This is a genomic window from Kitasatospora sp. NPDC002227 (assembly GCF_040296285.1).
Classification (GTDB): Bacteria; Actinomycetota; Actinomycetes; order Streptomycetales; family Streptomycetaceae; genus Kitasatospora.
Genome location: NZ_JBEOWY010000024.1, coordinates 90,026 through 108,537, shown reverse-complemented (window position 1 = coordinate 108,537; position 18,512 = coordinate 90,026). Strand labels below are relative to the sequence as shown.

Annotated in this window: 16 protein-coding genes; 9 read left to right on the top strand and 7 right to left on the bottom strand. The window is 71.5% G+C overall.

Features of this window, described 5'->3' with window-relative positions; all coding sequences use genetic code 11:
* The first annotated feature begins 80 nt into the window (after nucleotides 1–80).
* On the top strand, nucleotides 81–1,310 hold the full coding sequence (locus ABT095_RS21980; RefSeq protein WP_350531145.1) for a putative hexosyltransferase: 1,230 nt from the start codon (nucleotides 81–83) through the stop codon (nucleotides 1,308–1,310).
* An 8-nt stretch (nucleotides 1,311–1,318) separates the two neighbouring features.
* On the opposite strand, the gene ABT095_RS21975 is transcribed toward ABT095_RS21980, so the two are convergent.
* Genes ABT095_RS21975 through ABT095_RS21960 form a run of 4 tightly spaced genes read right to left on the bottom strand, consistent with a single transcriptional unit; the run spans nucleotide 1,319 to nucleotide 4,326 of the window.
* Nucleotides 1,319–2,023: a hypothetical protein gene (locus ABT095_RS21975; protein WP_350531144.1), complete on the bottom strand. Its 705-nt coding sequence runs from the start codon at nucleotides 2,021–2,023 to the stop codon at nucleotides 1,319–1,321.
* Nucleotides 2,010–2,684 (bottom strand): hypothetical protein, encoded by a 675-nt coding sequence (locus tag ABT095_RS21970; RefSeq protein WP_350531143.1) that lies wholly within the window; start codon nucleotides 2,682–2,684, stop codon nucleotides 2,010–2,012. The genes ABT095_RS21975 and ABT095_RS21970 overlap by 14 nt, the downstream gene beginning before the upstream one ends.
* The gene (locus tag ABT095_RS21965) at nucleotides 2,681–3,742 is read right to left on the bottom strand and encodes a hypothetical protein (protein ID WP_350531142.1); all 1,062 of its coding nucleotides are present in this window, start codon (nucleotides 3,740–3,742) and stop codon (nucleotides 2,681–2,683) included. Before ABT095_RS21965 ends, ABT095_RS21970 begins: the two co-directional genes overlap by 4 nt.
* A complete protein-coding gene (locus ABT095_RS21960) occupies nucleotides 3,739–4,326 on the bottom strand; it encodes a WXG100 family type VII secretion target (protein ID WP_350531141.1) in 588 nt (195 codons plus the stop codon). Before ABT095_RS21960 ends, ABT095_RS21965 begins: the two co-directional genes overlap by 4 nt.
* A gap of 125 nt (nucleotides 4,327–4,451) precedes the next feature.
* Between ABT095_RS21960 and paaN the strand changes: the two genes are divergently transcribed.
* Nucleotides 4,452–6,152 (top strand): phenylacetic acid degradation protein PaaN, encoded by a 1,701-nt coding sequence (paaN, locus tag ABT095_RS21955; RefSeq protein ID WP_350531140.1) that lies wholly within the window; start codon nucleotides 4,452–4,454, stop codon nucleotides 6,150–6,152.
* Between the two features lie 144 nt (nucleotides 6,153–6,296).
* Nucleotides 6,297–7,775 carry an FAD-dependent monooxygenase gene (locus tag ABT095_RS21950; RefSeq protein ID WP_350531139.1) on the top strand — a complete coding sequence of 493 codons (1,479 nt, stop codon included), beginning with the start codon at nucleotides 6,297–6,299 and terminating at the stop codon, nucleotides 7,773–7,775.
* Nucleotides 7,776–7,866: 91 nt separating this feature from the next.
* Here the strand turns inward: ABT095_RS21950 and ABT095_RS21945 are convergent, their stop codons facing one another.
* Entirely contained in the window at nucleotides 7,867–8,403 is a 537-nt protein-coding gene (locus tag ABT095_RS21945; RefSeq protein ID WP_350531138.1) for a CGNR zinc finger domain-containing protein, read from the bottom strand.
* 204 nt (nucleotides 8,404–8,607) lie between these two features.
* On the opposite strand from ABT095_RS21945, the gene ABT095_RS21940 reads away from it, so the two are divergent.
* From ABT095_RS21940 to ABT095_RS21915, 6 genes are all read left to right on the top strand, one after another.
* Entirely contained in the window at nucleotides 8,608–11,034 is a 2,427-nt protein-coding gene (locus ABT095_RS21940; protein ID WP_350531137.1) for a protease pro-enzyme activation domain-containing protein, read from the top strand.
* 259 nt (nucleotides 11,035–11,293) lie between these two features.
* On the top strand, nucleotides 11,294–12,271 hold the full coding sequence (locus tag ABT095_RS21935) for a helix-turn-helix domain-containing protein (RefSeq protein ID WP_350531136.1): 978 nt from the start codon (nucleotides 11,294–11,296) through the stop codon (nucleotides 12,269–12,271).
* A gap of 113 nt (nucleotides 12,272–12,384) precedes the next feature.
* Entirely contained in the window at nucleotides 12,385–12,819 is a 435-nt protein-coding gene (locus ABT095_RS21930) for a VOC family protein (RefSeq protein ID WP_350531135.1), read from the top strand.
* 186 nt (nucleotides 12,820–13,005) lie between these two features.
* A complete protein-coding gene (locus ABT095_RS21925; RefSeq protein ID WP_350531134.1) occupies nucleotides 13,006–13,824 on the top strand; it encodes a pyridoxamine 5'-phosphate oxidase family protein in 819 nt (272 codons plus the stop codon).
* A gap of 5 nt (nucleotides 13,825–13,829) precedes the next feature.
* Nucleotides 13,830–14,300, top strand: a complete 471-nt coding sequence (locus ABT095_RS21920) for an SAM-dependent methyltransferase (RefSeq protein ID WP_350531133.1) — start codon at nucleotides 13,830–13,832, stop codon at nucleotides 14,298–14,300.
* A gap of 94 nt (nucleotides 14,301–14,394) precedes the next feature.
* A complete protein-coding gene (locus ABT095_RS21915) occupies nucleotides 14,395–15,663 on the top strand; it encodes a peptidoglycan-binding protein (RefSeq protein WP_350531164.1) in 1,269 nt (422 codons plus the stop codon).
* Nucleotides 15,664–15,732: 69 nt separating this feature from the next.
* Here the strand turns inward: ABT095_RS21915 and ABT095_RS21910 are convergent, their stop codons facing one another.
* Together ABT095_RS21910 and ABT095_RS21905 are read right to left on the bottom strand one after the other, a co-directional pair.
* Entirely contained in the window at nucleotides 15,733–16,362 is a 630-nt protein-coding gene (locus ABT095_RS21910; RefSeq protein ID WP_350531163.1) for a TrmH family RNA methyltransferase, read from the bottom strand.
* Nucleotides 16,363–16,388: 26 nt separating this feature from the next.
* Nucleotides 16,389–18,509 (bottom strand): FUSC family protein, encoded by a 2,121-nt coding sequence (locus tag ABT095_RS21905; RefSeq protein ID WP_350531132.1) that lies wholly within the window; start codon nucleotides 18,507–18,509, stop codon nucleotides 16,389–16,391.
* Nucleotides 18,510–18,512 lie beyond the last annotated feature (3 nt).

Genomic DNA, 18,512 nt, shown 5'->3' with positions numbered 1-18,512 from the left:
TCCTTCGTGGCCAGTGAAGCAACTACGGGCGGGGACGGGATCAGATGAGTTCAATATCCAGCTGTCCGGTGGATGAACGTTTGCCACAGGTAGGCGCTGGTCAGGACGCATCCGGTACCGGCCAGGGCCACTGGGCCCGGCAGGCCGCCCACCGCTTCGGGCCCTCGCTGGCGGTGTACGGAGTGGTCAAGCTGCTCGGCTTCACCGTCTTCATGTACCTACTGAACTCCTCAGGAGATTTCAAGCACAGGGAGCCCCGGTACGGCGGCGGCGCCCACGCCTGGGACGTGCTGCAGAGCTGGGACGGCTGGTGGTACCAGCAGGTCGCCGTCAACGGGTACCGCCCCCAGCTCGTGCTGCTCCCGGCCGGGCAGTGGATGACGCACGACCAGAACTCGGCTGCGTTCTTCCCGCTCTACCCCGGCCTGATGCGCCTGGTCTCCGACTTCACCGGCCTGGGCACCTACGGCGCGGGCATGGCCGTCTCCGTGCTCTCCTCCTTCGTCGCCGCCGCCGGCGTCTACGCCCTCACCGCCAGGCTCACCGACCACCGCACCGGCATCATCGCCGCCGCGATCTGGGGCTTCTTCCCCGGCTCCGGCGCGGAGTGGGCCGTCTACTCCGACTCCCTCTTCGTCGCCCTCGCCGTCTGGGCCTGCCACGCCGTGCTCACCCGCCGCTGGCTCACGGCGGGGCTGCTCACCCTGGTCGCCGGCCTCAACCGCCCGACCGCCACCGCCCTGATCGCCGCCCTCGGCCTGGCCGCCCTGATCGCGCTGTACCAGCGCCGCGACGGCATCTGGCGCCCGCTCGCCGCCCTGCTGCTCGCCCCGCTCGGCCTGTTCGGCTACGTGGCCTGGGTCGGCTGGCGGATGGGCGAGTGGACGGGGTACTTCACCCTGCAGCGCGGCGCCTGGCTGCACTTCTTCGACTACGGGCAGCACACCGGCTCGGTGCTGCGCGGCGTGCTGTTCGGGCACACCGACTACCTCTTCGCCTTCCCCACCGAGGACCTGATCGGCGTCCTGCTGGTCCTCACCCTGCCGGTCCTGCTCTTCCTGCTGCTCCGGCTCCGGGTGCCGGCCTTCCTGGTCGTCTACACCCTGGTGACCGTCGTCCTGGTGCTCGGCAGCCAGCAGATCTTCGGCAACACCTCCCGCTACCTGCTGCCCGCCTTCCCCCTCTTCGTCCCCCTCGCGGTCGCCCTGCGGCGGCTCAGCGTCCCCTCGCTCACCACCGTGCTCGGCTTCACCGCGATCGCCTCCGGCTGGTACGCGGGGTACGTCCTCTTCGAGCTCGGCGTGCCGTAGACCGCCCGCTACTGCGGTGCGACCGGCATCGCGTCGTAGCCGTCGAACAGGTATGCGTACACCTGCGCCAGGTAGTACCCGAGCGCCTTGCGGTCCGGGAACGGCACATAGGTGAGCGCGTACCACCGCTCCACCGGCATCGGCTGCCGGGCCAGGTGCATCAGCCCCACCCGCACCACCTCCCGGTAGTCCGGCCAGGCGCCCTCGAAGGTCTCCTTCAGCATCCCGAGGTCGTCCACCGCCTCCACCCCGAGCACCCCGGCACAGAAGTTCACGAACCGCCGGTCCACCCCCGGCACGTCCAGCCCCAGCTCCGCGAGCGGCACCGTCACCGGGTCCAGCGACCCCCCGGGGTACGGGTACAGCGTGGTGTTCCACAACTCGCCGGGCGCGGAAGGCCCCTGCGGCCCGACCCCCGCCGCCGGCCGGTACACCCCGTACACGTGCGCCTCGGTCAGGAAGTCCCCGTAGACGTAGTTGATCCCCCCGTCCGGCCCGTACGGCTCCGCCGGATCGATCGCGATCGCCGTGGCATTGCCGAGCCCGTCCAGCCACTGCCCGTACACCTCCCCGAACGGCAGCACGGGCGAGAGGTCGCGGTCGCGCAGCGCGGCGGCCCGCAGCGCGTCGTCCGCCTTGACGAGCGCTTCCTCGGTGTCGAACCGGCTGGCCCAGGGGCCGGTACGCGGCGGCAGTTCGTCACGCAGGGGCATGGCGCGGGGGCTCCTCGTCGTAGAAGTACTCGTAGAGATCTACCAGAAACGCATACAGCTCGGCCTCGGACGCGAACTCGGACTCGGTGAACAGCTTCCATTCCTTCACCGAGAACGGCTTCTCCCCGATCAGATACTCCAGACCGGCCCGGACCAGCGGCGCGAGGTCGTCCCTCCGCGCCCAGGTCCAGTACCTGTCCAGATACTTGACCACCCTCGGATGGAACGCCCACATGTAGAATTCCCGGATTTCCTCGCTCTCGCACCACCCGGGAATGTCGCAGGGCGTCGGCTTGAGCAGCGAGATCCACGGCGGATTAATTTCCCTGATGATCTCAGGATCATATTCCGGAACATGTGGAAACTTTTCCGAGCCCGTGAACACGTAGTTGTACAGGTCGAGCAGGAACCCGTACATCGCCTTTTCGGTCTGGAACGACCACCGAGTGAGCCCACTCCAGTCGACCACACCGAACGGCTGCCGCTCGAGGATGAACTCGAAGCTCTGGCGGATCAGCTCGTAGCGCTCGGTTCCCGGAGTCAGCAGCTCGCGCTGCTCGGTCGCACCGTTGATCAGCTCCGGATGGAAGACGATCTCGAACCAGCTACGCAGCCACTCGTGCTCGTTCCACCCGGGGACCGGCCAGTCCTGCGCGCTCATGAGACCGGGTTGTGCGCATTGTCCGGCGCAGGGTACATCGTCCCCAACCTATAACCACCCTTTCCGTCGGGATGGTACCACGCCTCGATATGCGCACCTTCGAAATTCACATCTCGATAATTCGGCCCGGTCGGGCCCATCGGATTCGCGGGGTCAAGATAATATCCCTTGAACTTGTCGCGGTGATCCCCCTTGCCCCACGCCTCCTCCGGGGTCAGAAACGCCGGGTGCGGCGGCCCCTTGCTGAAGTCGATCTTCTGGCGTGCCTGCATCTCGGCGTACATGAACGCCTCTTCGTCCTTGAAGGCCGTCGAATAGTGGTCGCAGGTGTGCTTCATCGGCCTGCCTTGCGGGTCGACCTTCTCGTAGTCGTCGTACCGCACCGCCTCCGGCCGATTCGGGCCGCCTGGGCCGTGCAGCGGATCGATCTTGTTCCTCGACCGCAGGAAGTCGTGCTCGTTCCTCTCCCACACCCACTTGTGCTCCCGCGGCGGGTACACCCGCTGGCCATAGGCGCCGATAGTCGGCTCCCCCGGCGGCATCCGCCTGTGCTCCTGGTAGGGAATCCCCAGCCGGTCCTTCAGCTGCTGGTCCGTCACCCGCAGGTGCCGTCCGGGGCCGTGTCCCTGCTTGGCCAGCTCGTCCACCCGCTCGCGGACCTGCTTGTCGTACTGGTGCTGCAGCGCCTCCCGGCCGGGTATCGACTGGCCCTCGCCAAGCTTCACGCCATGCTTGTTCAAAGACGTACGGTCGGCCCGCAGGCCCTCGCGGACGGCCTTCTCGGCGTCGTCCAGGTTCTTTTTGGTGATCTCCAGACCGTGCCCGAGCGAGCGGTGCTTGCCCGCCATCGCCTTGGACATGTCCTTGATCATCGAATCGACCACCGGCCGGACGGCCTTCTCGACCAGCTTGCCGAACTTGCCCCGCCCCAGCACCTTGCCCTGCGTCGCCGAATCCAGCGCCCGCGAGTGGTGCTCGACCCGGTCGGCGTGCTCGTGCGCCTGCTTGGAGGCAGCGCCCAGATGCTCCGGATGCGCCTTGAACCCACCGTGACTCACACCGGCCCCCCGAGCGCCTTCTCCACACCCTCGAAGACCAACCCGCTCACCGCTTTCTCGATCTCCGCCTGGAACGGCTCGATCGCCATCGAGACCAGCTGCCCGATGATCTCCTGCTCGATCTGCTGCAGGATCGCGTTCACCACCCGCTTGCCGGCCTCGACGATCACCACGTTCGCGGCCTCCGCGAGCCCCAGCGTCGCCACCGCCGCCGCCTGCTCGGCGGCGAACTCGGCGGCCATCGCCACCAGCTCGGCGATCACCGCACCCTTGGCGACCACGATCCCGTCCGCCGCGAGCTCCAACCCCGTCGCCAGCACGCCGCAGCAGTCGATCAGCACCGTGTGGTGCTCCCGCGAGGCCCGGTCCCACCGCTCGACCAGCGCCTCATAGGAGGCCCCCTGGTAACTCTCGGCGAGACCCTGCACCATCTCGTGGGAGTCCTCGTGCGCCCCCTGCAGCCCGGCGGCGAACTCCCGCACATGCCCGGCCCACGCCCGCAGCTCGTCCTCGTCAACGTCCGGCCAGTTCAGCCCGAGCAGGTTCATCACCCAGACAAGCTCACTCGGCAGCTCGATCGACATACCGCACACCCCCCGGCCGATCATCCTTCCAGACGCCCCCCACAAGCCCCCGGCCAGGGGCTTGCACCGACCGATCGTTCGGTTACGCTGGGGTGCGTCCCGTCCGCCCCGCAGAGGAGCGCACCATGACCGCACCGGCCGACCACCCCTTCGTCGCCGAACTGATCGACCGTCACCAGCAGACCCTCACCGGTGCGCTCGACGCCTCCGCCTCGCGCGACTACTGGTCGCCGTACCCGGAGTTCGCGAAGGCCTACGGCGAGACCGGGATGGCCGACGGCAAGGCCGCCTTCGAGGCGCTGCTCGACTCGCCGTTCGCCCTCGAGGGCCACCCCGGCTCCGGCGAGCTGGTGGGCGGGGAGACCTCCCCGTACGGGCAGGCGCTCGGCGTCACCTACCCGCACGCCGAGCCGCAGGCGCTGATCGCCGCGCTGACCGCCGCGCAGCCGGCCTGGGCCGCCGCGAGCCCGGCCGCCCGCGCCGCCGTCTGCCTGGAGATCCTGGCCCGGATCAACGCCCGCAGCCACGAGTTCGCGCACGCGGTGATGCACACCACCGGCCAGGCCTACGGCATGGCCTTCCAGGCCGGCGGCCCGCACGCCCAGGACCGCGGCCTGGAGGCCGTCGCCTACGCGTACGCCGAGCAGACCCGCCTCCCCAAGCAGGCGAGCTGGACCAAGCCGCAGGGCAAGCGCGACCCGCTGAGCATGGTCAAGGACTTCACCGTCGTGCCGCGCGGCCTCGCGCTGCTGATCGGCTGCAACACCTTCCCGACCTGGAACGGCTTCCCCGGCCTGTTCGCCTCGCTGGCCACCGGCAACCCGGTGCTGGTCAAGCCGCACTCGCGCGCCACCCTGCCGCTGGCCCTCACCGTGAAGATCGCCCGTGAGGTGCTGGCCGAGGCCGGCTTCGACCCGAACCTGATCGTGCTGGCCGCCGAGCACGAGGGCGGGACCATCGCCGCGACGCTGGCCACCCGCCCCGAGGTCAAGATCATCGACTACACCGGGTCGACCACCTTCGGTGACTGGCTGGAGGAGAACGCCCGCCAGGCGCAGGTGTACACCGAGAAGGCGGGCGTCAACACCGTCATCGTCGAGTCCACCGACAACTACCGCGGCATGCTGGCCAACCTGGCCTTCTCCCTCTCGCTGTACAGCGGCCAGATGTGCACCACCCCGCAGAACCTGCTGATCCCCCGCACCGGTGTCCGCACCGACGAGGGCTCCAAGACCTACGACGAGGTGGTCACCGACCTCGCCGGCGCGATCGAGGGCCTGCTGAAGGACGACGCCAAGGCCGCCCAGATCCTCGGCGCCGTGGTCAACCCGGGCGTGCTGCAGCGCACCGTCTCCGCCGCGAGCGGCGAGTACGGCGACCTCGCGCTCGCCCCGCGGGTGGTCACCTCGCCGGAGTTCCCGGCCGCGGTGATCCGCACGCCCGCCCTGGTCCGCGCCGACTCCGACAAGCCGGACGACCGCGCCGCCTTCCTCACCGAGTGCTTCGGCCCGGTCAGCTTCGCCGTCGCCGTCGAGTCGGCCGAGGCCGCCGTCGAGCTGCTGCGCCGTACGGTCAAGGAGCAGGGCGCCATGACGGCCGCCGCCTGGACGGTCGACGAGGGCGTGGAGGACGCCGTGGTCGACGCCTGCCTGGACGCCGGTGTCTCCCTCTCGCTCAACCTGACCGGCGGGGTCTTCGCCAACCAGACCGCCGCCTTCTCCGACCTGCACGGCACCGGGGCCAACCCGGCCGCCAACTCGGCCTACTGCGACGGCGCTTTCGTCGCCAGCCGGTTCCGCACCGTGGAGATCCGCCGCCACAGCTGAGCCGCCGCCAGGCGGGTGGGCGGCCCCTGCTCGGGGCCGCCCACCCGCCAGCCTGCGTGAACACCTCCCGCCCGGACCAGGATGATGACAGGCTAGGTACGCCCACGTGGCGTGAACGCTGGTCCGAACACCGGGAGATGGCCGATGGCCGAGAAGCAGCTGACCTCGGATGTGGTGATTGTCGGAGCGGGGCCCACCGGGCTGCTGCTGGCCGGTGATCTGGCCGCCGCCGGACTCCGGGTGACGGTGCTGGAGAAGCGCGCCGCCGAGTCCAACCTGACCAGGGCGTTCGCCGTGCACGCCCGCACCCTCGAACTGCTCGACGCCCGCGGCCTGGCCGAGGACCTGATCGCCACCGGCACCGCGCTGGGTGCCCTCCAGTTCTTCGGCAAGCTCGACCTGCGGCTGAGCGAGCTGCCCACCCGCTTCCCGTTCGTGCTGATCACCCCGCAGTCGAACACCGAACACCTGCTCCAGGAGCGGGCGTTGAAGCAGGGCGTGACCCTGCTGCGCGGGGCCCGGCTGGTCGGCCTGCGCCAGGACGCCCAGGGAGTCGAGCTCGACACCGAGACGGACGGCAAGGTCACCACCCACCGGGCCCGGTACGCCGTCGGCGCCGACGGTGTCCGCAGCACCGTGCGCGATCTGCTCGGCATCCCCTTCCCCGGCCAGTCGGTGCTCAGCTCGGTCATGCTGGCCGACGTCCAGCTGGAGCGGCCCCCGGCGCAACTGCTCACCGCCAACGCCAACGAGCGCGGCTTCGCCTTCCTGGCCCCCTTCGGGGACGGCTGGTACCGGGTGCTCGCCTGGGACCGCGCCCGGCAACTCCCGGACAGCGCACCCGTGGTGTTCTCCGAGCTGGTGGACATCACCCGCGAGGTGCTGGGGGTGGACCACGGCCTGCGCGACCCGCGCTGGATGTCCCGCTTCCACAGCGACGAGCGCCAGGCCCCGAGCTACCGCTCCGGCCGGGTGCTGCTGGCGGGCGACGCCGCGCACTGCCACTCCCCGGCCGGCGGGCAGGGCATGAACACCGGCCTGCAGGACGCCGCCAACCTGAGCTGGAAGCTGGCCGCCGTACTCAACGGATGGTCACCCGACGCCCTGTTGGACACCTACCAGACGGAGCGTCACCCGGTCGGCAAGGCCGTGCTGCGCAGCTCCGGCGCGCTGGTGCGGCTCGCGCTCGGGCAGACCGGCCCGCGCCGGCTGCTGCGCTCGGCCCTGACCGCCGGCGCCGGGCACCTGGGCCCGATCACCGCCAAGGCCGCCCGTACCGTCTCCGGCCTGGCCGTCGCGTACCCGGCGGGCAACGACGCCCACCCGCTGACCGGCCGCCGCATCCCGGACCTGCGGCTCGCCGTCGACACCCCCGGCGCCCCCGACCGCCTGTACGCGGCGCTGCGGGCCGGCCGGTCCGTGCTGATCAGCAACGACGAGCTCTCGGTGGCCGAGCCCTGGGAGGACCGGCTCACCACCGCCGCCCCGGCCGATCCGCACGGCAAGCTCCGGGACACCGTGCTGCTGGTACGCCCCGACGGCTACGCCGCCTGGGCCGCGGTGGACCCGAGCCGGGGCGAGATCCGCGCCGCCCTGGCCCAGTGGCTGGGCACCCCGGCCTGACGCCCGTCAACCGGAACGCCCGATTCTGAGAACCGGGCATGAGAGCCGCTGCCGACAATTCCGGCACGTAACGCACACAACCGGGGGCGGTTCAGCTGCCCCCGGTCACCTTCTCGTAGTGCCGCGCGGCCTTCGCGCGGTTCCCGCAGGTGGCCATCGAGCACCACCTGCGGCGCCCGTTCTGCGAGGTGTCGAGGAAATGCAGCACGCAGCCCGGGCCGGCGCACTGCTTGATCCGCCGCTCGCCCTGGCGCACCAGCGCCAGGTAGTCGTCGGCCGCCAGCCAGGCCGCCAGCCACTGCGGGCCGTCCGCCTCGACGGACTCCGCCGGACCGGCCGGGCCGAGCGAGCGCCGCACCCGACCGCGCCCGAGCACGGCGTTCAGCGCGGCGGCGTCACCGCCACCGAGCGCTGCGGCCACCGCCTCCCGCGCCTCGCGGGCCGCGGCCAGCGCCGCCTCGCTCACCTCGCAGCGCTCGGCCAGCCCGGCCGAGGAGAGCCAGATCTCGTAGCCGGCCAGGTCGGTCAGCAAGTCCTGGGCGGCGGCGCCGCTGCGCCACCGGGTGTTCAGCAGATCGATCGAGAGCGGTTCACCGGTGAGGGGTCGCGGGTCACGTGGGTCTGCCATACCTGGGAGTGTAACGCCGCGGGGGAGCTCCGTTTCTTTATTCACTGTATGGAGAATCGCGCATTCTGTTCATGAATCGCCATTCCACACTTGACTGTTTTTTAGCAACCAATTGCTCAGTCATGGGTCATTTCCTGTGAGGTTTCTGGAAGCTTCTTCTCAGCGTTTCAACCCCGGAGCGCCCCCACACAATCCGGAGGACCCGTGCGACCCCGCTCGCTCGCTCTCGTCTCGGCCCTCGCCGTGCTGCCCCTGACCGTCGTGTCCCTGGGTGCCAATGTCGCGGCCGCCGTGCCGACCCCGAACGCCTCCGCCTCCCGGGTGGCGCTCCCCAACACCGTGACGCCGGCCGTCGCCCACTCGGCGAAGACCGCCACGCTCCCCAGCAACACCCAGATCTCCGTCGCGATCAGCCTCAAGCTGCGCAACGAGGCCGCGCTGGACGCCTTCCTCAAGGCCGTCTCCACCAAGGGCAGCCCGGAGTTCGGCCAGTACCTGACCCCGGCCCAGTTCACCGCCCGCTTCGGCCCCACCCAGGCGGACGTGGACCAGGTCAAGTCCTACCTGGCCGCCCAGGGCCTGACCGTCGCCTCGGTCAGCGCCAACCGCCAGGTGGTCAACGCGCACGGCACCGCCGCGCAGATCTCCAAGGCCTTCGGCACCCAGGAGAGCGCCTTCTTCGACGCCTCGAAGAACCGTTCCTTCTTCGCCAACGAGGGTGCGGCCACCGTCCCGGCCGCCCTCGCCGACATCGTCAACGGTGTCAGCGGCCTGAACAACTACACCGTGCGCACCACCCGGGTGGCCAAGCCGCAGAACGTGGTCCCGCACGCCACCCCGAGCGGCTTCGGCCCGAGCCAGTACGACGGCGCCTACAACCTGAACAAGGTCGGCACCGACGGCACCGGCGTCAAGATCGCCCTCTGGGAGTTCGACGGCTACAAGTCGACCAACCTCAAGACCTACGACACCCAGTACGGCCTGACCGGCCCGACCGTCACCACCGTCTCGGTGGACGGCGCCAACTACGACACCACCCCCGGCGAGGGCCAGGGCGAGGTCGAGCTGGACTCCGAGATCGTGCGCGGCGTGGCCCCCAAGGCGACCCAGCTGGTCTACGAGGCCCCGAACAGCGACCAGGGCGAGATCGACATGGCCGCCAAGATCGTGGCGGACAACCAGGTCTCGGTCATCTCGATCTCCTGGGGCTCCTGCGAGCCGGACACCACCGCCGCCTCCATGACGGCCGTGAACAACTCCTTCAAGCAGGCCGCCGCCCAGGGCATCTCGATCTTCTCGGCCTCGGGTGACGACGGCTCGCGCGACTGCACCCGCTCCACCAGCGGCTCCACGGTCAAGGCCGTCGACTTCCCGGCCTCCAGCCCGTACAACACCGGCGTCGGCGGCACCAACCTGAAGGTCTCCGGCAGCACGTACTCCTCCGAGAGCGCCTGGTCCACCGCGGGTGGCGGCGTCTCGACCCAGTACGCCAAGCCCTCCTGGCAGACCGGCACCGGCGTCTCCGGCACCATGCGCACCGTGCCCGACGTCTCCTCCAACGCCGACCCGCAGAGCGGCTTCGCGATCTACACCCAGGGCTCGACCAGCGCCGGGTGGCAGGTCTACGGTGGCACCTCCGCCGCCGCGCCGCTGTGGTCCGGCTACGCCGCGCTCTACAACCAGAAGGCCGCCGCCGCGGGCAAGGCCAACCTGGGCGAGGCCAACCCGAAGCTGTACTCGATCGCCAACAGCAGCAGCTACGCGTCGACCTTCCACGACGTCACCTCCGGCGCCAACCAGGACTTCTCCACCAAGACCGGTTACGACCAGGTCACCGGCTGGGGCACCCCGGTCGCCGACGCGCTGGCCACCGCCCTGCTGAACAGCGGCGGCACCCCGACCGGCAACACCGTCACGGTGACCAACCCGGGCACCCAGAACGGCACCGTCGGCACCGCCGTCAGCCTGCAGGTGAGCGGCTCCGACTCGGCCACCGGCCAGACCCTGAGCTACTCGGCCACCGGCCTCCCGGCCGGCCTGTCGATCTCGTCCACGGGCAAGATCACCGGCACCCCGACCACCGCCTCCTCGGGCACGGTCACGGTCACCGCCACCGACACCACCGGTGCCACCGGCTCGGCCTCCTTCACCTGGACCGTCACCGGCGGCTCCACCGGCTGCACCCCGGCCCAGCTGCTCGGCAACGCGGGCTTCGAGACCGGCACCGCCGCCCCGTGGACCACCACCTCCGGCGTCGTCGACAACAGCACCTCCCAGGCCGCCCACTCCGGCTCCTGGAAGGCCTGGATGAACGGCTACGGCTCGGCCCACACCGACACCGTCTCGCAGACCGTCACCGTCCCGGCCGGCTGCAAGGCCAGCTTCAGCTTCTGGCTGCACATCGACACCGCCGAGACCGGCTCCACCGCGTACGACAAGCTCACCGTCTCGGTGAACGGCACCGCGCTGAAGACCTACTCCAACGTGGACGCGGCCACCGGCTTCACCCAGCGCACCTTCGACCTCTCGGCCTACGCGGGCCAGAGCGTCACCATCAAGTTCAACGGTGTGGAGGACTCCTCGCTCCAGACCAGCTTCGTGATCGACGACACCGCGCTGAACGTCTCCTGACGTACGGCCAGTGACAGCTGCCGGTACGGGCTCCACAGCCCGTACCGGCAGCTGTGTTTCCAGTGTGTTTAATCTTGTCGTGACCACTGTCATAGGTCCAGGTGGATGACGTAGCCTCTCGACCGTGCGTAGGGTTCCGACAACTCGGTGGCCGATTCCCTGACGCATTCTCGTTGGGCTCATCCCACCGAACTCGCCTGGTGGGGAGGGTTGTCGCATGGCCTCACAGCAAGCACAGCACACCGGTCGGCTCAGACTCGTGGGCCATCGGCACGATGCCGAGGCGGTCGCCGACGCGTCCGTGCCCGGCCGGCCGCCGGTGGCCGCGCCCCTGGCCGCCCCGCCCGGCGGCGGCTTCGCCGAGACGCTGCACGCCTCGATCGAGGCCAGCGGCCTCAGCCTGGACCGGCTCAGAGCCGCCCTGGCCCAACAGGGCGTCAGAGTCAGCGTCACCACGCTGAGTTACTGGCGCCGGGGCCGCAGCCAGCCCGAGCGGGCCACCTCGCTGCGCGCCGTCCACCTCCTGGAGGAGCTGCTCGGCCTCCCGCACACCACCCTCTCGACCCTGCTCGGCCCGCCCCGCCCGCGCGGCCGCTGGGTCACCCCCGCCGCCGCCGACAGCCTCCCGGTCGAGGAGATCTGGCCCGGCGAGCAGGAGATCTACGGCGTCTTCGCCGAGCTGGACGCCCCGCCCACCGGCGAGCTCGAGCGGCTCAGCATCCACGACTCCTACTACGTCGACGCCGAGCGGCGCGGCACGATGCTGCGGATGCGGCAGGTCGTGCGCGCCACGGTCAGCGGCGTCTCCCGCTGCCTGGTCGTCCACAAGGCCGACGAGGAGGCCACCGGCTGCCCGGAGATCACCTCCGTCCGGCACGCCCGCCTGGGCAGGGTCCGCCGCCGCCCCGAGAGCGGCCTGCTGGTGGCCGAGCTGCTGCTCGACCGCCCGCTCGGCGCGGGCGACAGCACCGTCATCGAGTACGAGGTCGAGATCCCGCCCGGCGCCCCCGCCACCACCTACGCCCGGCGCTTCGCCGTGCCGGTCCGCGAGTACGTCCTGCAGGTGCACTTCGACCCGGCGGCCGTGCCCGTCCACTGCGAGCAGTACCAGCGCGAGCCCGGCCTGGACGAGGACAACCGCCGCCGCCAGCTCTGGATCGGCGCCTCGGCCAGCGCCCATGTGCTGGCCCTCGACCAGCCGCCCGGCCAGGTCGGTATCCGCTGGGAGTGGGAGTGACCCCCTTCTAACCCTTACAGAACTCCACAACGGTTGATCTCGCCCTCTCTAACCACTACTGTCATCAGTACCGGTTAGAGAGACCGGGCCACGCCAACCTTGGAGCCGTACGGATGTCTTCCCTGCAGACCGGCCACATCGGGATCAACGTCACCGACCTCGCCCGCTCCGTCGCCTTCTACGAGCAGGCCTTCGGCCTGACCACCACCGTCAAGGCCGAGGACCACGCCTTCCTCGGCGCCGGCGGCCGCACCCTGGTGACCCTCTGGCAGCAGTCCACCGGCACGTTCGCCACCGACCGTCCCGGCCTGCACCACCTCTCCTTCCAGCTCGACACCCTCGACGAGGTCCTCGCCGCCGAGACCGTCCTCAAGCAGCTCGGCGCCACCTTCACCCACGACGGCGTCGTCCCCCACCGCGAGGGCTCCCCCTCCGGCGGCATCTTCTTCACCGACCCCGACGGCACCCGCCTGGAGATCTACACCGCCCACGCTCTGACGGAGGCCGTGGCGGCCCCGTCAGACGCCCCCACCTGCGGGTTCTTCTAACTCAAAGGGCGAGTTGCACTATTCAGGGGCGCGAGGAACTGCGCGGCCAACCCCGCACCGCGCCGCAGCAAGGCACCCGCCCCGCTTGCACTATCCACCCACGTGCAACTGACTCCATGCGCAGCGCAACAGCTACGCCTCTCCCGACTTCGCGCAGTTCCCCGCGCCCCTGGACGGTGTACCCACATGCCCACTGCTGCCCAAGCCGCCCGAGCGATCCGCGACACCATCCCCGCCGTGGCCGCCCGCTTCCTCGAAGAGCGCCGCACCCTCGTCCTCGCCGCCGCCGACCCCACCGGCCGTCTCTGGATCACCCAGCTGGCTGGCCCGGCGGGCTTCCTGCGGGCGCCGGACGAGCACACCCTCGCCGTCGCCGCCCGCCCCACCGCCGCGGACCCTCTCGCCGGGGCCTTCTCCGGCCCGGTGGAGGTCGGCACCATCGCCCTCGACTCCGCCGGCCGCCGCCGGATGCGGGTCAACGGCCTGGCCGTCCCCACCCCCGGGGGCCTGCTGATCACCCCCGAACAGGTCCTCGCCAACTGCCCCAAGTACATCCAGCGCCGCACCCCGGTGGACACACCACCGCGAACCCCCCGCCTGCTCAGCGACACCGACAGCCTCAGCACCGCCCAGCGCCTGCTCGCCACCACCGCCGACACCTTCTTCGTGGCCACCGCCGACCCGCTGGGCAAGGCCGACGCCTCCCACCGCGGCGGCCTGCCGGGCTTCCTCACCTCCCCGGCCCCGAACCTCCTGCGCTGGCCCGAGTACCCGGGCAACCAGCTCTTCATGACGCTCGGCAACCTCGAACTCAACCCGGCCGCCGCCCTGCTGCTCCCCGACTGGGAGACCGGCTCCGCCCTGCACCTCTCCGGCACCGCCAGGGCCGACCACGAGGGCGTCGAGTTCACCGTCGAACGCGCCGTCGAGATCGCCCACGCGACCCCGCTCACCTGGAGCGCCCCGGAATTCTCCCCCGCCAACCCGCCCGCGCCCCGATACTGACCCGCATGACCGAGATCGTTCTGGAACCCATAGCCACCGTCCGCAGCAGCGACCGCACCGAGGTCGACGACCGCTTCGAGTGGGGCGAGGTCGCCGCCGTGATCCGGCTGGACGAGACCCGCTTCACCCCGGACGCCATCTCCGGCCTGACCGACTTCTCCCACCTCGAGGTGGTCTTCCACTTCGACCAGGTGCCCCTGACGAAGATCGAGACCGGTCACCGCCACCCGCGCAACAACCCCGACCTCCCGCTGGTCGGCATCTTCGCCCAGCGCGGCAAGAACCGCCCCAACCGGATCGGCGTCTCCCGCTGCCGTCTGGTGAAGACGGACGGCCTGGACATCCACGTGCTCGGTCTGGACGCCGTCGAGGGCACCCCCGTGCTGGACATCAAGCCGTACATGGCGGAGTTCGCCCCGCTCGGCGAGACCCGGCAGCCGGCCTGGTCCACCGAACTGATGCGCGACTACTACTGACGAGATTTTCCCTTTATATGACCTTTGTCCTGATTCGCCCTCATCTCACGGTGGAACACATCCTCCCTCTCTAGAGGAGGACAACCCCGTGCTGATGGAGTTCACCGAGATAGCCCCGGACGCGAGCTGCGGCTGCGGCGACTGCGCCGCCCGCCGCAGCTCCCGCCCCCGGCCCGCCGCCCGTGCGCCCCGCCGGGCCCGCCGCGCCGCCCTGCTGATGGCCGCCGTCGGCACGGTGCTCGGCACCGCCGCCACCGCGAGCGCCACCGCCGCCCCCAGCAGCAGCGCCAGCGACACCGACACCCCCCAGGGCGAGGTCAGCCCGCTCTTCGGCGGCAACGGCCACGGCCTGGCACCCCACACCCGCGGCGCCGCCGCCGCGACCACCCGCACCGAGATCATCGCCCGGGCGCAGCGCTGGGTGGACCTGCAGGTGCCGTACAGCATGGGCAGCTACTGGACGGACGGCTACCGCCAGGACTGCTCGGGCTTCGTCTCGATGGCCTGGGGCCTGGGCAGCAGCCAGACCACCTGGACCCTGCCCGACTTCGCCGACCGAATAGCTCCCGCCGACCTCCAGCCGGGCGACATCCTGGTCTACAACAACAGCGACAACCCGCAGGGCGGCTCGCACACCGTGATCTTCGGCGGCTGGCAGAACTCCGCCCACACCCAGTACCTCGCGTACGAGCAGACCCGCCCGGCCACCCGCCGCCGCACCACCCCGTACGCCTACTGGAGCCACGCCGACTCCTACGTCCCCTACCGCTACCGGGGCCTGGCGGCCGGCACCGCCGACCTCTTCCCCGGCACCGACGCCTTCGGGCCCGGCCGCAGCAACGACTACGTCAAGCGGCTCGGCGAGATGCTGGTGCAGCGCGGCGGCGCCCGCTTCTACGGCGAGGGGCCGGACCCGAGCTGGGGCGAGGCCGACCGGCGGGCCACCGAGGCCTTCCAACTCGCCCAGGGCTGGCAGGGCTCCGAGGCCGACGGCTACCCGGGCAAGGACACCTGGAACCTCCTGGTCACCGGCGGCGGCCACGACATCCCCCCGGCCGCCGCCGCGCCACCCCCGGCACCGACCCCCGCACCGGCCCCCGCACCCCCGCCGGCCACCATCCCGCCCTTCCCCGGCACCGCCGCCTTCGGCCCGGGCCAGTCCAACGACGCCGTCCGGCAGCTCGGCGAGCAACTCGTCCGCAAGGGCTTCAGCCGCCACTACACCGAGGGCCCCGGCCCCACCTGGTCCGAATCCGACCGCCTCAACGTCGCCGACTACCAACACTCCCTCGGCTGGCAAGGCTCAGAAGCCGACGGCTACCCCGGCCCGGACACCTGGAAGCACCTTTTCTCTGCAACCTGAGGTTGCACTGTCAGGGGCGCGAGGAACGGCGCGGCCAACCACCCCGTTCCCGCGCCCTAGGAACCCCGGTCAGTTGCACTGTCTGCCGTACTGACGGATCCACGCGTGCATCGCAATCGCCGCCGCGGCCCCCGCATTGATCGACCGCGTCGACCCGTACTGCGCGATCGAGCACACCGCCGTCGAGTGCTCCCAGGCGGCCTCGGTCAGCCCCGGGCCCTCCTGGCCGAACAACAGCACGCACCGCTGGGGCAGCTCGAAACTTTCCAGCGGCACAGCGCCCGGCAGGTTGTCGATCCCGATCACCGGTATCCCCCGGGCCGCCGCGAACGCGGCCAGCGAGGCCACGTCCGAGTGGTGCCGCACGTGCTGGTACCGGTCCGTCACCATCGCCCCGCGCCGGTTCCACCGCCGCCGGCCGACGATGTGCACCTCCTCGGCCAGGAAGGCGTTGGCCGTCCGCACCACCGAGCCGATGTTGAAGTCGTGCTGCCAGTTCTCCACGGCCACGTGGAACCCGTGCCGCCGGGTGTCCAGGTCCGCCACGATCGCCTCGTGCCGCCAGTAGCGGTACTCGTCGACCACGTTGCGCCGGTCCCCGCCCGCCAGCAGCTCCGGGTCGTACTGCTCCCCCTCCGGCCACGGCCCGGGGTACGGCCCCACCCCGATCTCCCGCTCAGGATCCTCGTCGTACTGCATCCCCACCTGGGGCTCACCTTCGCTGCTCACGCCCCCGAGGGTACGGGCCGCCGCGGCCGCACCGCCTTCTCCAGCTCCCCCAGCGCCTGCATCACCAGCCGGCCCCCCGCCCGGGCCACCCGGACCGCGTCGTCCCCCGGCAGCTCCGCCAGCCGCTCGTCCCACCTGCGGTAGGTCTCCCGCAGCCCCTCGAAGTCCGGTGGCTGGCCCACCAGCAGGGCCCCGGCCGCGATCGCCGTCGCGTACCGCACCTCCTCGGCGAACTCCGCCGCCCCCGGCACCGGCTCCCCCGTCTTCTCCGGCAGGTGCGCCTCCATCAGCACCACGCTGCGCCCGAGCAGCCCGACCGCCGCCCGGGCCCGGTCGATCTGCTTGCGGGAGAGCTCGGGGGAGTGCGCGTCATGGCGGACCGGCTCGGCGTCCGCCCGCTCGATCGCCTGCAGCAGCTCCGAGCGGGCCTCCCGGGAGTCGAGCAGCGCCTTGCGTACGTCCCCGCGGCCGCGCCGCTCGGGCTCGCCGAAGACGCCGAGCACCGCCCCGGCGTACCGCCCGGCGGCGGCCAGCCACTCGGCGAGGCGCTCGGCCAGGCGGGCCGTCTGCCAGGTGGGGAAGAGCGCGTAGGCGAGCAACGCGACCGCACCGCCGACCAGGGTCAGCCCGACCCGGTCGGTGGCGGTGCGCATCGGGTCGCTCGGCTGCAGCCCGAGCAGGAAGACCACGTAGCTCGACACACAGGCGGTCATCAGCGCGTAGCCCGTGCGCAGGGTCAGGTAGGCCCCGCCGATGAAGACCACGGCGAGCGCGGCCGAGAGCCACTCGCCGGGGTGCAGCAGCTGGACCACCGCCGTGCTGAGCGCGACCCCGACGACCGTCCCGGCGAGGCGGGCGACGCCCCGGCTGTAGGTCTGGGCGAAGTCGGGCCGCATCACCATCGCGGCGGTCATCGGCGCCCAGTAGCCGTGGTGCACCCCGAGCAGCTTGGCCGTCAGGTAGGCGACGGTGACCACGCCGGCGAGCCGGACGGCGTGCTGGCAGACGGCGGAGTGCGGGCGCAGCTGGCGGCGGACGGCCTGCCAGGCGGCGGGCAGCACCCGGAAGAGCGGTGGGCGGCGCAGGCCGGGGCCGAGGGCGGGGGAGCTGACGGTCTCCTGGTCCTGCCGGTCGAAGGTGTCGGCGGCCCGGCGCAGCAGGGTGAGCAGTCGGCGGGCGGCGCGGCGGGCCGGGCCGGTGAGCCTGGCCTCCTCGACGTCATCGGCGGCGAGCAGGGTGAGCAGGGGGGCCGAGCGGGTGGAGCGCAGCGGTTCGGCGTGCCGGACGGCGCGGGCCACCGCGTCCAGCGCCTCGGCGCAGGCGCCCAGGATCTCCCGGGCCCGGTCGCGCTGCGGGCCCTCGGCCGGGGCGCCGACCTTGGGGTCGGCCAGGGCCGCGAGGGCGGGGCGGATGCGTTCGGCGATGCCGCGCAGTCCGGCCAGTTCGGGCGGCCGGTGCCGGGCCTGCCAGGGCGTCAGGGTGGCGGCCTGGCGGGCCAGGATGAACGGCTCCGGGTCGACGTGCGCGGTCGGGTCCTGCCGCAGCCGCCGGGCGTAGTCGGCGAGTGAGGCGTAGGTGTCGGCGAGGGCGTCGCGCTGGGCCCGCCAGCTGTCCAGCGGCCAGAGGGTGACCACCAGCGCCTGCACCCCGCCGCCGAGCGCGCAGAGCAGCCCGTGGCCGAGCGCGGTGGGCACGCTGACGGGCAGTTGGACGACCACCAGCATCACCGCGACGGTGGTCGCCGCGACCACCCCGCTGCTCGGCCCGATCGCCCAGGCCATGCCGGCGCCGAAGGCCCAGACGGCGAGCAGTACGGGGAAGGCGCCGGGCACCCCGACGGCCAGGTACCCGAGGAAGGTGCTGACGCCCAGTCCGATCCCGGCCGCCACGGCCAGCGAGACGCGCGGGCGGAAGCTGCGCTGGAAGGTCGCCGTCCCGGCGATGAAGGCACCCATCGCGGCCGAGGTGGCGGGCGCCGGCCCGGCCAGCGCCAGGGTGGGGAAGACCACCAGGGCCACCGCCACCGCCCCGCGCAGCGCGCGCTTGGGGCTGCTGAGCGTCCGGTCCAGGTGCAGCCCGGCGCGTACGGTGGCACGGAGCGCCGCAGACCAGGACATATC

Coding starts and splice junctions, on each gene's coding strand:
- ABT095_RS21975 (WP_350531144.1), bottom strand. CDS start 2,023: ATGCCCCTGCGTGACGAACTGCCGCCGCGTACCGGCCCCTGGGCCAGC.
- ABT095_RS21970 (WP_350531143.1), bottom strand. CDS start 2,684: ATGAGCGCGCAGGACTGGCCGGTCCCCGGGTGGAACGAGCACGAGTGG.
- ABT095_RS21960 (WP_350531141.1), bottom strand. CDS start 4,326: ATGTCGATCGAGCTGCCGAGTGAGCTTGTCTGGGTGATGAACCTGCTC.
- paaN (WP_350531140.1), top strand. CDS start 4,452: ATGACCGCACCGGCCGACCACCCCTTCGTCGCCGAACTGATCGACCGT.
- ABT095_RS21950 (WP_350531139.1), top strand. CDS start 6,297: ATGGCCGAGAAGCAGCTGACCTCGGATGTGGTGATTGTCGGAGCGGGG.
- ABT095_RS21945 (WP_350531138.1), bottom strand. CDS start 8,403: ATGGCAGACCCACGTGACCCGCGACCCCTCACCGGTGAACCGCTCTCG.
- ABT095_RS21930 (WP_350531135.1), top strand. CDS start 12,385: ATGTCTTCCCTGCAGACCGGCCACATCGGGATCAACGTCACCGACCTC.
- ABT095_RS21925 (WP_350531134.1), top strand. CDS start 13,006: ATGCCCACTGCTGCCCAAGCCGCCCGAGCGATCCGCGACACCATCCCC.
- ABT095_RS21920 (WP_350531133.1), top strand. CDS start 13,830: ATGACCGAGATCGTTCTGGAACCCATAGCCACCGTCCGCAGCAGCGAC.
- ABT095_RS21915 (WP_350531164.1), top strand. CDS start 14,395: ATGGAGTTCACCGAGATAGCCCCGGACGCGAGCTGCGGCTGCGGCGAC.
- ABT095_RS21910 (WP_350531163.1), bottom strand. CDS start 16,362: ATGCAGTACGACGAGGATCCTGAGCGGGAGATCGGGGTGGGGCCGTAC.
- ABT095_RS21905 (WP_350531132.1), bottom strand. CDS start 18,509: ATGTCCTGGTCTGCGGCGCTCCGTGCCACCGTACGCGCCGGGCTGCAC.